The organism is Streptomyces sp. NPDC046870 (assembly GCF_040704595.1).
Taxonomy (GTDB): Bacteria; Actinomycetota; Actinomycetes; order Streptomycetales; family Streptomycetaceae; genus Streptomyces; species Streptomyces argyrophylli.
On the sequence record NZ_JBEYXM010000001.1, the window covers coordinates 399,886 to 413,026 of the forward strand.

General features: G+C 71.6%; 13 protein-coding genes. 6 read left to right on the top strand and 7 right to left on the bottom strand.

Annotation, left to right across the window (positions count from 1 at the left end):
• Window positions 1-4: 4 nt before the first annotated feature.
• From AB0946_RS01800 to AB0946_RS01810, 3 genes are read right to left on the bottom strand one after another with little or no spacing between them, the layout of a single operon-like run.
• Entirely contained in the window at window positions 5-298 is a 294-nt protein-coding gene (locus AB0946_RS01800) for a hypothetical protein (protein ID WP_366759122.1), read from the bottom strand.
• Window positions 192-797, bottom strand: a complete 606-nt coding sequence (locus tag AB0946_RS01805) for a TetR family transcriptional regulator (protein ID WP_366758672.1) — start codon at window positions 795-797, stop codon at window positions 192-194. The genes AB0946_RS01800 and AB0946_RS01805 overlap by 107 nt, the downstream gene beginning before the upstream one ends.
• Window positions 798-822: 25 nt before the next feature.
• Window positions 823-1,833 (bottom strand): aldo/keto reductase, encoded by a 1,011-nt coding sequence (locus AB0946_RS01810; protein ID WP_366758673.1) that lies wholly within the window; start codon window positions 1,831-1,833, stop codon window positions 823-825.
• Between the two features lie 183 nt (window positions 1,834-2,016).
• Here AB0946_RS01810 and AB0946_RS01815 point away from each other — a divergent pair, with 183 nt between their 5' ends.
• A complete protein-coding gene (locus AB0946_RS01815) occupies window positions 2,017-3,060 on the top strand; it encodes a chitinase (RefSeq protein ID WP_366758674.1) in 1,044 nt (347 codons plus the stop codon).
• Between the two features lie 67 nt (window positions 3,061-3,127).
• Here the strand turns inward: AB0946_RS01815 and AB0946_RS01820 are convergent, their stop codons facing one another.
• Window positions 3,128-4,510 carry a glycine--tRNA ligase gene (locus AB0946_RS01820; RefSeq protein ID WP_014672583.1) on the bottom strand — a complete coding sequence of 461 codons (1,383 nt, stop codon included), beginning with the start codon at window positions 4,508-4,510 and terminating at the stop codon, window positions 3,128-3,130.
• Window positions 4,511-4,670: 160 nt separating this feature from the next.
• Here AB0946_RS01820 and AB0946_RS01825 point away from each other — a divergent pair, with 160 nt between their 5' ends.
• From AB0946_RS01825 to AB0946_RS01840, 4 genes are read left to right on the top strand one after another with little or no spacing between them, the layout of a single operon-like run.
• A complete protein-coding gene (locus AB0946_RS01825) occupies window positions 4,671-5,651 on the top strand; it encodes a metal ABC transporter substrate-binding protein (RefSeq protein ID WP_366758676.1) in 981 nt (326 codons plus the stop codon).
• Between the two features lie 11 nt (window positions 5,652-5,662).
• On the top strand, window positions 5,663-6,433 hold the full coding sequence (locus tag AB0946_RS01830) for a metal ABC transporter ATP-binding protein (RefSeq protein WP_366758677.1): 771 nt from the start codon (window positions 5,663-5,665) through the stop codon (window positions 6,431-6,433).
• Window positions 6,433-7,335, top strand: coding sequence for a metal ABC transporter permease (locus AB0946_RS01835; protein WP_366758678.1), 903 nt, complete (start codon window positions 6,433-6,435; stop codon window positions 7,333-7,335). Before AB0946_RS01830 ends, AB0946_RS01835 begins: the two co-directional genes overlap by 1 nt.
• Window positions 7,336-7,394: 59 nt before the next feature.
• Entirely contained in the window at window positions 7,395-7,814 is a 420-nt protein-coding gene (locus AB0946_RS01840; RefSeq protein WP_366749516.1) for a Fur family transcriptional regulator, read from the top strand.
• Between the two features lie 22 nt (window positions 7,815-7,836).
• Here AB0946_RS01840 and AB0946_RS01845 read toward each other — a convergent pair whose 3' ends face one another.
• Genes AB0946_RS01845 through recO form a run of 3 tightly spaced genes read right to left on the bottom strand, consistent with a single transcriptional unit; the run spans window position 7,837 to window position 10,828 of the window.
• Complete coding sequence (locus tag AB0946_RS01845) at window positions 7,837-9,162, bottom strand: histidine-type phosphatase (protein ID WP_366758679.1); 1,326 nt, start codon at window positions 9,160-9,162, stop codon at window positions 7,837-7,839.
• A gap of 40 nt (window positions 9,163-9,202) precedes the next feature.
• The gene (locus tag AB0946_RS01850; RefSeq protein ID WP_366758680.1) at window positions 9,203-10,051 is read right to left on the bottom strand and encodes an isoprenyl transferase; all 849 of its coding nucleotides are present in this window, start codon (window positions 10,049-10,051) and stop codon (window positions 9,203-9,205) included.
• A 30-nt stretch (window positions 10,052-10,081) separates the two neighbouring features.
• A complete protein-coding gene (gene recO, locus AB0946_RS01855) occupies window positions 10,082-10,828 on the bottom strand; it encodes a DNA repair protein RecO (RefSeq protein WP_132783564.1) in 747 nt (248 codons plus the stop codon).
• Between the two features lie 685 nt (window positions 10,829-11,513).
• On the opposite strand from recO, the gene AB0946_RS01860 reads away from it, so the two are divergent.
• Window positions 11,514-13,139, top strand: a complete 1,626-nt coding sequence (locus AB0946_RS01860) for an ABC transporter substrate-binding protein (RefSeq protein WP_366758681.1) — start codon at window positions 11,514-11,516, stop codon at window positions 13,137-13,139.
• Window positions 13,140-13,141 lie beyond the last annotated feature (2 nt).

A 13,141-nucleotide genomic window follows, 5' to 3' on the forward strand; every position in this document is an offset into this window, starting at 1 on the left:
CGGCTCAGCCCCGGCCGCCGGCATGGAAGACGGCACGGGCCGCGACGGCCGGGTCGGACAGGCGGAAGACCCCCGCCTCCACACCCGCGGCGATGATCCGGGTCAGCCGGCCGGGATCGTGCTGACCGGGCTGCTCAGTCTGCGGCTGCCGCGGACGGTGGGCTGAGCGGGGGCCGGCCCGGCCGGTCGGCTCAGCCCCGGCCGCCGGCCGTACGCAAGCCCCGCACCAGCAGGTCCACCACCGCCTCGAACTCCTCGTCGACGCCGGGGGCGGTCCACTCCCGCGCGTAACCGGGATCGTGGAACCGGCCGGTGGCATGGAAGACGGCACGGGCCGCGACGGCCGGGTCGGACAGGCGGAAGACGCCCGCCTCCACACCCGCGGCGATGATCCGGGTCAGCTGGCCGGTGAGGTCGGCTATGTGCTCCCGGACCACGCCGCCGAGTTCCCCGGCCAGCACGGTGTAGGTGGCGAACAGCTCGGGATCGTCGCCCGCCTTGTGCCGCTTGGCGGCGAAGAGGGCGGCGAGCCAGTCCCGCAGCCGCTGCTCCGGTGCCCGGTCGTCGGCGCCGGCGATGCCGGCGAGCCGCTGCGAGGTCCGGTCCAGCCAGCGCTTGGTGACCGCTTCGCGCAGCGCCGCCTTGGTGCGGAAGTGCCGGTAGACGCTGCCGTGGCTGACGCCGAGCGCGCGGGCCACGTCGACCACGGTGGCCTTGGCGGGCCCGTGGCGGCGCAGCACCTCCTCGGTGGCTTCGAGGATGCGCTCGGCGGTCAGGATCTCGCTGGTCGGTGGCATGCCTAGACGGTACCCGGCGTGCTGGTCACCGCTCGCTGTCGAGCAGGGCCATCTGTTCCGAGGCGTACCGCTCGCCGGCCGCCGCGTCCGCCGGTACGGCGCGCTCGATGGCGGCGAGGTCGTCCGCGTCCAGCGTCACGTCCAGCGCGCCCAGCGCTTCGCCGAGCCGCTCGCGGGTGCGGGCTCCGACCAGCGGCACGACGTCCTCGCCGCGCGACAGCACCCAGGCGATGGCGATCTGGGCGACCGTGACGCCCTTCTGCTCCGCGACCTTGCGCAGGGACTCGACGAGGGTGAGGTTGTGCTGGAGGTTGTCGCCCTGGAAGCGGGGCGAGTGGGCGCGGAAGTCGTTCGCGGCGAACTGCCGGCCGGCCGTGACGTGACCGGAGATCAGCCCCCGCGAGAGCACGCCGTACGCGGTGACGGCGATGCCCAGTTCCCGGAGGGTGGGCAGGATCTCCCGCTCGGGGCCGCGGGAGATGAGCGCGTACTCGATCTGGAGGTCGGAGATCGGGGCGGTGGCGGCGGCCCGGCGGATGGTGTCCGCGCCGACCTCGCTGAGGCCGATGTGCCGGACCCAGCCCTTCTCGACCAGTTCGGCGATCGCGCCGACGGTCTCCTCGATCGGCACGTCCGGGTCGAGCCGGGCCGGGCGGTAGACGTCGATGTGGTCGACGCCGAGGCGCTGGAGGGAGTACGCGGCGAAGTTCTTCACGGCGGCCGGGCGCCCGTCGAAGCCGGACCAGCCGCCGTCCGGGTCACGCAGGGCGCCGAACTTCACGCTCAGCAGCGCGTTGTCGCGCAGGCCGGCCGGGGCGGAGCGGAGCGCCTCGGCGATCAGCAGCTCGTTGTGTCCCATGCCGTAGAAGTCGCCGGTGTCGAGCAGGGTCACTCCGGCGTCGAGGGCGGCGTGGAGGGTGGCGACCGACTCGGCGCGGTCCGCCTCGCCGTACATGCCGGACATGCCCATGCAGCCGAGGCCGAGGGCGGAGACCTGGGGGCCGGTGGTGCCGAGGGTTCGGGTTCGCATCGTCATGACCCACTCTGACATGACAGCTGACAGATTTCAATATCTGTCACTCCAATGTTGTCAGTGACTCCAGCGGCGCCGCTCGGCACCACTCGCGATCGATTGGTCCAGACCTATTGACGAGAGGTCTGGACCACCCGCACTGTCATGGCTACGACACCTCACCGCACCCCCACCGGGAGGCACCGCATGATCAGACGACTGCTCGCCACCGCGCTCACCGCGGCGTTCCTCGTCCCCCTCGGCATCGCCACCGCGCCCGCCGCCTCCGCCGCCGACACCTGCGCGGTGAAGCCGAAGCCGGCGGGCAAGGTGCTCCAGGGGTACTGGGAGAACTGGGACGGCGCCGCCAACGGGGTCCACCCGCCCTTCGGCTGGACCCCGATCACCGACTCCCGCATCGCCGCGCACGGCTACAACGTGATCAACGCGGCCTTCCCCGTGATCCGCTCCGACGGCACGGCCCTGTGGGAGGACGGCATGGACGCCGGCGTGAAGGTGGCCACGCCGGCCGAGATGTGCGCGGCCAAGGCGTCCGGCCAGACGATCCTGCTGTCCATCGGCGGGGCGGCGGCCGGGATCGACCTCAGCTCCTCCGCCGTGGCCGACCGCTTCGTGGCGACGATCGTGCCCATCCTGAAGAAGTACAACTTCGACGGCATCGACATCGACATCGAGACCGGCCTGGTCGGCAGCGGCAGCATCGGCCGGCTCTCCACGTCCCAGGCCAACCTGATCCGCATCATCGACGGCATCCTCGCGCAGATGCCGTCCGGCTTCGGCCTGACGATGGCCCCGGAGACGGCGTACGTCACCGGCGGCAGCGTCACCTACGGCTCCATCTGGGGCGCGTACCTGCCGATCGTCAAGAAGTACGCGGACAACGGCCGCCTGTGGTGGCTGAACATGCAGTACTACAACGGCAGCATGTACGGCTGCTCCGGCGACTCCTACGCGGCCGGCACGGTGCAGGGCTTCACCGCCCAGACCGACTGTCTGAACAAGGGCCTGGTGGTGCAGGGCACCACGATCAGGGTGCCGTACGACAAGCAGGTGCCGGGCCTGCCCGCCCAGTCCGGCGCGGGCGGCGGCTACATGTCCCCGTCGCTGGTCTCCCAGGCGTGGAAGCACTACGGCACGTCGCTCAAGGGCCTGATGACGTGGTCGGTCAACTGGGACGGCGCGAGGAACTGGACCTTCGGCGACAACGTCAAGGCGCTCCAGGGCCGCTGAACCGGGGGCGGACACACGGATGCCGGGCGGCCCGCACTGGCGGGCCGCCCGGCATCCGGTGGTGTGACTAGGCGCCGACGAGACGCTGGGCCAGGTAGCCCTCGATCTGGTCGAGCGACACGCGCTCCTGCTTCATGGAGTCACGCTCGCGGACGGTGACCGCGTTGTCCTCGAGGGTGTCGAAGTCGACGGTCACGCAGTACGGCGTGCCGATCTCGTCCTGGCGGCGGTAGCGGCGGCCGATGGCACCGGCGTCGTCGAACTCGATGTTCCAGTTCTGCCGCAGCGCCTGGGCGAGGCCCTTGGCCTTCGGGGACAGCTCGGGGTTGCGGGACAGCGGCAGGACCGCGACCTTCACCGGGGCCAGGCGGTGGTCCAGGCGCAGCACCGTGCGCTTCTCCATCTTGCCCTTGGCGTTGGGCGCCTCGTCCTCGACGTAGGCGTCGAGCAGGAAGGCCAGCATGGTGCGGCCGACACCCGCCGCCGGCTCGATGACGTACGGCGTCCAGCGCTCGCCGGCCTCCTGGTCGAAGTAGGAGAGGTCCTGGCCGGAGGCCTTGGAGTGCGCCGAGAGGTCGTAGTCGGTGCGGTTGGCGACACCCTCCAGCTCACCCCACTCCGAGCCGCCGAACTGGAAGCGGTACTCGATGTCGGCGGTGCGCTTGGAGTAGTGGGAGAGCTTCTCCTTCGGGTGCTCGTACCAGCGCATGTTCTCCTCGCGCAGCCCCAGGCCGGTGTACCAGTTCCAGCGCTGCTCCATCCAGTACTCCTGCCACTGCTCGTCCTCGCCCGGCTTGACGAAGAACTCCATCTCCATCTGCTCGAACTCGCGGGTGCGGAAGATGAAGTTGCCCGGCGTGATCTCGTTGCGGAAGGACTTGCCCATCTGGGCGATGCCGAACGGCGGCTTGCGGCGCGAGGTGGTCTGCACCTGGGCGAAGTTGGTGAAGATGCCCTGGGCGGTCTCGGGGCGCAGGTACGCGACCGAGCCGGAGTCCTGGGTCGGGCCGAGGTGCGTGGAGAGCAGACCGGAGAACTGCTTGGGCTCGGTGAACTGGCCCTTGTTGCCGCAGTTCGGGCAGTTGATGTCCGCGAGGCCGTTCGCCGGGGCGTGGCCCTTCTTCTCCTCGTACGCCTCCTCCAGGTGGTCGGCGCGGAACCGCTTGTGGCACGCGGTGCACTCGGTCAGCGGGTCCGTGAAGGTGGCGACGTGGCCGGAGGCCACCCAGACCTCGGGGGCCAGGATGACGGACGAGTCGATACCGACGACGTCCTCGCGCGAGGTCACCATGTAGCGCCACCACTGGCGCTTGATGTTCTCCTTGAGCTCGACACCGAGCGGTCCGTAGTCCCAGGCGGCACGCTGTCCGCCGTAGATCTCACTGCAGGGGAAAACGAAGCCACGGCGCTTGCTCAGGCTGACGATGGTGTCGATCTTGTCGGCGGCCACGGTGCTCTCTTCATTACGACGACGGGCGTTGAAGCGAGATGCTTCCAGCGAATGATTCAGGTTACCGGCGCATGCTCCCCCACGGCCAAATCGGCCCCTGCCCAGACCGCCTGACGAGCGTTGTTGACAACGGTTTCCATCTTTGTTGAAAATGACTGTCATGAACGTACGACGACGCACCCGGTCCCGCGCGCAGCGCCTCATACCCGCCGCCGCGGTCGCCGCGGTCACCGCCCTCGGGATCGGCACGCTGTCCGCCTGCTCCGGCGACAAGGCGGTCGCGGCCAACACGAGCAAGTTCGACGTCGTCGCGTCCTTCTACCCGATGGCCTTCCTCGCCGAGCGGATCGGCGGGGACCACGTCCACGTCACCACCCTCACCTCGCCCGGCCAGGAGCCCCACGACCTGGAGATCAGCCCCCAGCAGATCGCCTCGCTGGAGGAGTCCGACGCGGTGCTGTACCTGAAGAACCTCCAGCCGTCCGTCGACGACGCGGTGGCCCAGTCCCCGGTCGGCACGAAGATCGACGCGGCCTCCCTGACCACGCTGGAGAACCACGGCAGCGAGGTCGGCGGCCACGCGGCCGGGCACGAGGGCCACGAGGACGGGGAATCCACCGGCAAGGACCCCCACATCTGGCTCGACCCGGTGCGCTACGCCCAGGTCGCCGAGGGCGTCGGCAAGGCCTTCGAGAAGGCCGACCCGGAGCACGCCGCCGACTACGAGAAGAACACCGCGGCCCTGGTCAGGCAGCTGAACGAGCTGAACACCCGGTTCAAGGACGGCCTGACGGACACCCGGACCAAGGTCTTCATCACCACGCACGCCGCCTTCGGCTACCTCGCCGAGCGCTACGGCCTCACCGAGGAGGCCGTGAGCGGCCTCGACCCCGAGTCCGAGCCGAGCGCCGCCCGCGTCCGGGACCTGGAGAGGATGGCCAGGGCGGACGGCGTCTCCACGGTCTTCTACGAGACGCTCGTCAGCGACAAGACCGCCCGGACCATCGCCCGGGACACGGGCCTGAAGACCGACGTCCTCGACCCGATCGAGGGCATCACCGGCAAGTCCCGCGGCAAGGACTACTTCGCGGTCCAGCGGGCCAACCTCAAGGCGCTCCAGCAGGCGCTGGGCGCCAAGTGACAGGAGACGAGATGACCAGCGAGCCTGTCATAGCCCTGCGCGGCGTGACCGCCGAACTCGGCGCGCGCCCCGTGCTGCGCGGCATCGACCTCACCGTCGGCCGCGGCGAGGTCGTCGCGCTGCTCGGCGCGAACGGTTCCGGCAAGTCCACGGCGATCCGCGCGATCATCGGCCAGGTGCCGGTGAGCGGCGGCACGATCGAGCTGTTCGGCACCCCGCGCCGGTCCTTCCGGGACTGGGCGCGCGTGGGCTACGTACCGCAGCGGACGACGGCCGCGGGCGGGGTCCCGGCGACGGTCACCGAGATCGTCTCCTCGGGCCGCCTGTCCCGCACCCGCTTCGGCGTCTTCCGCAGGAGCGACCGGGAGGCCGTGCGCCGGGCCCTGGAGCTGGTCGGCATGGCGGACCGCGCCAAGGACTCCGCGGGCGCCCTCTCCGGCGGCCAGCACCAGCGGGTGCTGATCGCCCGGGCGCTGGTCGCCGAGCCCGAGCTGCTGATCATGGACGAGCCGATGGCGGGCGTCGACCTGGCCAGCCAGGAGATCCTGGCGCGCACCCTGGAGCAGCAGGTCGAGGCCGGTACGACGGTCCTGCTCGTGCTGCACGAACTGGGCCCGCTGGAGCCCCTGATCGACCGGGCCGTCGTCCTGCGCGACGGCTGTGTGCTGCACGACGGCCCGCCCCCGCGCGCGGTCGGCCAGCACGCGCTGCCCGGCCACGACCACGTACACCCGCACGCACCGGCGGGCACCGAACCGATCCGCACGGGACTGCTGAGCTGATGGACTTCCTGAACTACGCCTTCATGCAGCGGGCGCTGCTGGCCGCCGTGCTGGTCGGCATCACCGCGCCCGCGATCGGCATCTACCTGGTCCAGCGGCGCCAGGCCCTGATGGGCGACGGCATCGGGCACGTGGCCATGACCGGCGTCGGCCTCGGCTTCCTGCTGTCCACGTCCCCCGTGTGGATGGCGACGGCCGTCTCCGTCCTGGGCGCGGTCCTGATGGAACTGATCCGCTGGTACGGCCGGACCCGCGGCGACATCGCCCTGGCCATGCTCTTCTACGGCGGTATGGCCGGCGGCGTCATGCTGATCAACCTGGCGCCGGGCGGTTCCACCGCCAACCTGACGTCGTACCTGTTCGGCTCCCTGTCGACGGTGTCCGAGTCCGACGTCACCGCGATCTGCGTGCTCGCCGGGTTCGTCCTGCTGGTCACGCTGGGCGTGCGCCGGCAGTTGTTCGCGGTCAGCCAGGACGAGGAGTTCGCGCGGGTCACGGGCCTGCCGGTGCGCGCGCTGAACCTGCTGACGGCGGTCACCGCGGCCGTCACCGTGACGGTCGCCATGCGGGTCGTCGGCCTGCTGCTGGTGTCCGCGCTGATGGTCGTCCCCGTGGCGGCGGCGCAGCAGCTCACCCGCAGCTTCACCGTCACCTTCGTGATCGCGGTGGCGATCGGGGTGGTGGTGGCCGTCAGCGGCACGGTCACGTCGTACTACCAGGACGTCCCGCCCGGCGCCACGATCGTCCTGCTGACCATCGCCGCGTTCCTCGCGCTGACCGCGCTGGCCGGACCGCTGGCCCGGCGACGCGCCCGCGCGGCCGCCGCGGCCCAGCCCGCCGGGGACCCGGCGGAGTGCGTGATTCCGGCCGCGCGGGGCGTCGGAGACGAGGTCGGCGCCTGACCGCCGACGGCCCGGACTGGCACAATGGCCCGGGCAGCAGCAGACGTGAGGAGGCAACGGTGACGACCGCTGGACCGCCCGTGAAGGGCCGCGCGACCCGCCAGCGTGCGGCCGTGGCGGCGGCCCTGGACGAGGTCGACGAGTTCCGCAGCGCGCAGGAACTGCACGACATGCTCAAGCACAAGGGCGACTCCGTCGGCCTGACCACGGTCTACCGCACCCTCCAGTCCCTGGCCGAGGCCGGCGAGGTCGACGTCCTGCGCACGTCCGACGGCGAGTCCGTCTACCGCCGCTGCTCCAGCGGCGAGCACCACCACCACCTGGTCTGCCGCGCCTGCGGCAAGGCGGTGGAGGTGGAGGGCCCGGCGGTGGAGAAGTGGGCCGAGGCGATCGCCGCCGAGCACGGTTACGTCAACGTGGCCCATACGGTGGAGATCTTCGGCACGTGTGCCGACTGCGCCGGCTGCGCCCAGGGCTGACCGCCGGGGCGCCCGCTCCGGCTCACCTCCGCCCGAAGCAGCGCTCCAGCTCGTCCAGGTCGTAGAAGGCGCTGCCCTTCGCGACCGGACGGCAACCCGCCTTGAACGCCGTCTCCTTCTCGTCGTAGAGCATCCGCACCAGCCAGCGGCTGCCCCCGCGGTAGACGTCCCACTGGATGTTGGCGCCCAGCGGGGAGACGGCGGCGCCCCGCCACGGGTTGTCCGCGTAGGTGTACGGCTCCCCCGGCGTCGCCGGCTTCGTGCTGCCCGGCAGACCCATCAGCGCGGCCAGCGGGATGATCTCCTCGGCGTGGGTGAAGCGCAGCTCGGCGCCGAGCCGGCCGGTGCCGGCGCGCTTGGCCTCGACCTGCCGGAACAGGTCGTCCAGCAGGACGTCCGCCATCCTGTAGGTGATGTCGCTGTCGGCGAAGCCGGGACCCTTCTCGTAGAAGTCCTCCGCGTCCCCGAGGTACCCGAACCAGGCCGCGTCCTCGCGGGAGACGAACCGCTCCATGCCCCAGCCCGCGCCGCCCGGGCTCTCCTCGGTCATCGCGGGGGCGATGGCGTACAGGTTGTAGACGGCCTCCGCGGCACCCACCCGGTCGGCGATCCGCTCCACGAAGGCGTCCTTGAAGATCTTCCGCAGCACGCCGCGCGCGGCCTGCCGCGTCCGGGGCTGACCGGTGATCCGGCTCAGGGTGTCCTTGAGGCGCTGGTCGCCCGCGATGTAGTCGCGGTAGGCGGCACCGCCCGCCGCCTTGTGGAAGTACAGCAGGTCCTTGTCGGTGCGGGCCGGCCCGATGAGCGGCTCCAGCGCCGGGTCGGCCCCGGCGAGGGCGTCCGTGAACGCGGTGCCGCTGTCCACGGCCCGCCCCTGCCCCGAGCTGACGACGTCGATCCGCTCCCCGGCGTCCGCGATCTCCTTGAACAGGGCGGGCAGCCGCCGGTGCATGCGGACGGCCGTGTCCGCCAGTTCCCGCTTGCCGCGCCCGCTGAGGTTGCCGTAGCCGACCTCGGCCATGGCGGCCTCCAGGGCGCGGACCGTCGGGCCGAACTCCTCGCCTCTGCGGGTGAGTTGTCCCTCCGCCTCGGCCTGGTCCCACAGCGCGAGGACCAGCTCCCCGTCCTCGCCGTCCGTGGCCGCGCGAGAGCCGTGCCGGGAGACGTTCTCGGTGAAGACCGGCTCGAACCCGGCCGGGGGCCGCTGGTAGCCGTGCGGGTCCCGCTGCGGCGCGTAGGGCGCCTTGGTGCCGTAGCTCTCGCGGTGCGCGGGCCCTTCCACCGCGTGCGCGGGCAGGGCGGCGAGCAGCAGGGCGCCGAGGGCGAGGACAGGGGTCAGACGTCTCATGAGTCCCGTATCCTCGGCGGCCCGCGTGAACCCCCGGTGGCTACGAGGTGGAGTCACCCTTCATGGCGGCTTCCATGGCGAGCAGTTCCTCGTTCGGCACGGCGCCGCCGAAGCGGCGGTCGCGGGAGGCGAACTCGACGCAGGCCCGCCACAGGTCACGGCGGTCGAAGTCGGGCCACAGCACGTCCTGGAAGACCATCTCGGCGTACGCGCTCTGCCAGAGCAGGTAGTTGGACGTGCGCTGCTCACCGCTCGGCCGCAGGAACAGGTCGACGTCCGGCATGTCCGGGTAGTACAGGTACTTCTGGAGGGTCTTCTCGTTGACCTTGGACGGGTCGAGCCGGCCCGCCTTCACGTCCTCGGCGAGCCGCTGCGCCGCGTCGGCGATCTCCGCGCGGCCGCCGTAGTTCATGCAGAAGTACAGGGTGAGCAGGTCGTTGCCCTTGGTCTGCTCCTGGGCGACCTGGAGCTCCTTCGCCACCGACTTCCACAGCTTCGGCATCCGGCCCACCCAGCGCACCCGCACGCCCAGTTCGTCGAGCTGGTCGCGGGTCTTGCGGATGAAGTCGCGGTTGAAGTTCATCAGGAAGCGGACCTCATCGGGCGACCGCTTCCAGTTCTCGGTGGAGAAGGCGTACAGGGAGATGTTGCGGACGCCGACCTCGATGGAGCCCTGGAGCACGTCCAGCACGCGCTCGGCGCCGACCTTGTGCCCCTCGGTGCGCGGCAGCCCCCGCTCCTTGGCCCACCGCCCGTTGCCGTCCATGACGATCGCCACGTGGTTCGGGACCAGCTCACCCGGGAGCTTGGGCGCGCGGGCACCGGAGGGGTGCGGCTCCGGCGCCTTGTACTCGCGCCGCTGGCGCCCCAGGATCCCGCGTACGACCATGTGCTTCTCGTCTCCTCGAACGTGCCGTGGTTACTTCTCTACGTACCGCAGGGAGCGCAGTCCCCGCTCCAGGTGCCAGTGCAGGTAGGCGGACACCAGCCCGCTGCCCTCGCGGACGTACCGTGCCTCGCACGCGTCCGCCGTCTCCCAGTCTCCCGTAAGGAGCGCCCCCAGCAGCACCAGGGTCTGCGGGGACGGTACGACACTGCCGGGCACCCGGCAGTCGGCGCAGACGGAGCCGCCGGAGGCCACGGAGAAGAACCGGTTGGGGCCGGGCATCCCGCACTTCGCGCAGTCGCCGAAGCTGGGCGCGTAGCCGTTGACGGCGAGGGAGCGCAGCAGGAAGGCGTCGAGGACGAGGTGCGGCGCGTGCTCGCCCCGGGCGAGCGTCCGCAGGGCCCCGACCAGCAGCAGGTACTGCTGGACGGCCGGCTCGCCCTCGTGGTCCGTGAACCGCTCGGCCGTCTCCAGCATGGCGGTCCCGGCGGTGTAGCGCGCGTAGTCGGTGACGATGCCGCCGCCGTAGGGCGCGATGGTCTCGCTCTGCGTGCACAGCGGCAGTCCGCGTCCGACCAGCTCGCTGCCCCGCGCGAAGAACTGCACGTCGACGTGGGAGAAGGGTTCGAGCCGGGCGCCGAACTTGGATTTCGTACGCCGCACGCCGCGGGCGACGGCCCGCACCCGGCCGTGGCCGCGGGTGAGCAGCGTGATGATCCGGTCCGCCTCACCCAGCTTCTGGGTGCGCAGCACGATGCCGTCGTCGCGGAACAGACTCATGGACCCATTCTCGCCCATGCCGGGGGCGGCGCCGTCGCGCGCGGGGGCGGGCAGGCCGGAACCGGTGCGGGGGCGGCCGGGCCGACGGGGCGCAGGATCGGCACGGCCGGGGTGAAGAGGAGCGCGTGGAGCCCGCCGGACAGCTGGGCCGGAGCCCGCCGGCCGCGCCGGAGCCGGCGACCGGCACGGGCAGGCCGGCAGCGGCGCCGGCCCGCTGCCCGCCGGCGGCCGGGCCGGACGCGAGCCGCATGCGTCGGTGCGCGGTCGCGCGGCCGGTGGCGCGGGCCGGCAGGTCGCGCAGGACCGTCCGCTCCTCGGCGGGTGCCACGGTGGGCGGGAACACGGGCGAAGATCCGGCGGGAAGGCCGCCGACACCCAGCCGCCTGCGCCGGCGGGGGCCCTCGCCCCTGGCCACCCGGGACGCGACGCCGGCGAGGCCCCCCGGACGCCCGGCGAGACGCCCTCCGGCGCCCAGCCGCCGCACGGCCCTCGCCCGGGCGGGGTCCGGTGTCGATCCCGCCTCGCCGGCCGACCATGGGTGCGGCCTCTGGCGGGTGCGCCATTCGTGTGTGCCGTCTTGACCGGTTCCGGGGGCGCTCCTATGGTCGCGCTACCGGTCGGACGTAGGACGTAGGACGTCGTATCCCCCCGCCCTCACCCTCCCCACCCACCCGCTGGAGGACCCGTGCGCGACGACGACGTGAACCCCGGCGTACCGGCACCGCTTCGCCGGCAGTTCCTGAAGTACTCGGGCGCGCTCGGCGCGACCGCCGCCCTGGCCGCCTGTTCCGCCGGTCCGGAGTCGACGAACGACACCGGAGGCGGTGGCAGCGGCAAGGACCGCACGCTGACCGCCGTGATCGGGTACGGCAACGACGGCAGCTGGGACCCCACACAGACCGCGTCGGCGTTCGCGATGGCCGCCAACAACCACATCTACGAGGGGCTGCTGGACACGGACCCGATCACCCGGGAGCCGTATCCGGCGCTGGCCACCGCGATCCCCCGCGACCCGTCCGCCACCACCTGGCGCTTCTCGCTGCGCCCCGGTGCCACCTTCCACGACGGCAAGCCCGTCACCGCCGACGACGTCGTGTTCGTCTTCGACCGGATCCTCGACCCGGACACCCAGACGCTCGCCAAGGGCTTCTTCGCCCCCTGGCTGGACACCGTGCGCAAGATCGATGCCCGGACGGTCGAGCTCGTCCTCAAGTTCCCCTTCCCGGACGGTCTGTCCCGGCTCACCCTCGCCAAGGTCATGCCCCGGCACGTCTTCTCCCGGCCCGGGGCCTGGGACGACGCGGTCAAGGGGCTGGCGGTGGGCTCGGGGCCGTACCGGCAGACCGCGCACCACCCGAAGTCGAACACCACCTTCGAGGCGTTCGCCGCCTACAACGGACCCCGCAGGCCCGCCTTCCGGAGGATGAACTGGCTGACGATCGTGGACGCGGCACCCCGCGTCGCGAAGATCTCCGGGACCGGCGCCGGCGCGCAGATCGCCGACAACATCCCCTACGCCAACATCCCCCGGCTGGAGCAGGGCGGTCTGAAGGTGGCCGGCGGCGCCGGGATGAACAACCTCTTCCTGATGTTCAACACCCGGCGCGAGCCCTTCGACGACGTCCGCGTCCGCCAGGCGCTGCACTACGCCATCGACACCGAGAAGATGGTGCGGGTCGCGCTGAAGGGCCACGGCAGGCCCGCGTCCTCGTTCCTCAACGAGGGCAATCCCGGCTACCGCCGGGCCAGGACCGTCTACGACCACGACCCCGACAAGGCCAAGGCCCTGCTGAGGGCCGCCGGGGTCACCGACCTCAGCATCGAGATCCTCGCCGTCAACGTCAGCTGGATCGTGGACTGTCTGCCGACCATCAAGTCCTCCTGGGACGCGATCGGCGTGCGGACCACCCTGGCGCCGCAGGAGACCACGGCCGTCTTCACCAAGATGGACCAGAAGCAGGACTACCAGGTGGTCGCGGCGGCCTCCAACCCCAACCAGTTCGGGCGCGACGCCGACCTGATCATGCACTACAACTACGGGCCCGGGAACCTGTGGATGCGGTACACGCGGTGGGAAGGCCACCCCGTCGCCCGGCGGCTCTTCAAGGACATGGACCGGGCGACCCGGGAGCCGGACCCCGCGAGGAAGAGGGCGATGATCCAGGACTACGTCGACGTCGTCGCCGAGCAGGCGGTGCTCTACCCGGTCGTCCACAACGAGCTGATGACCGCCTGGGACCCGCGCGAACTCAGCGGGATACGGGCCCAGCCGTACCCGGGCCTCAACCTGCTCCAGGCCAAGTGGGCCTGACG

Coding starts and splice junctions, on each gene's coding strand:
- AB0946_RS01805 (WP_366758672.1), bottom strand. CDS start 797: ATGCCACCGACCAGCGAGATCCTGACCGCCGAGCGCATCCTCGAAGCC.
- AB0946_RS01810 (WP_366758673.1), bottom strand. CDS start 1,833: ATGACGATGCGAACCCGAACCCTCGGCACCACCGGCCCCCAGGTCTCC.
- AB0946_RS01815 (WP_366758674.1), top strand. CDS start 2,017: ATGATCAGACGACTGCTCGCCACCGCGCTCACCGCGGCGTTCCTCGTC.
- AB0946_RS01825 (WP_366758676.1), top strand. CDS start 4,671: ATGAACGTACGACGACGCACCCGGTCCCGCGCGCAGCGCCTCATACCC.
- AB0946_RS01830 (WP_366758677.1), top strand. CDS start 5,663: ATGACCAGCGAGCCTGTCATAGCCCTGCGCGGCGTGACCGCCGAACTC.
- AB0946_RS01835 (WP_366758678.1), top strand. CDS start 6,433: ATGGACTTCCTGAACTACGCCTTCATGCAGCGGGCGCTGCTGGCCGCC.
- AB0946_RS01845 (WP_366758679.1), bottom strand. CDS start 9,162: ATGAGACGTCTGACCCCTGTCCTCGCCCTCGGCGCCCTGCTGCTCGCC.
- AB0946_RS01850 (WP_366758680.1), bottom strand. CDS start 10,051: ATGGTCGTACGCGGGATCCTGGGGCGCCAGCGGCGCGAGTACAAGGCG.
- recO (WP_132783564.1), bottom strand. CDS start 10,828: ATGAGTCTGTTCCGCGACGACGGCATCGTGCTGCGCACCCAGAAGCTG.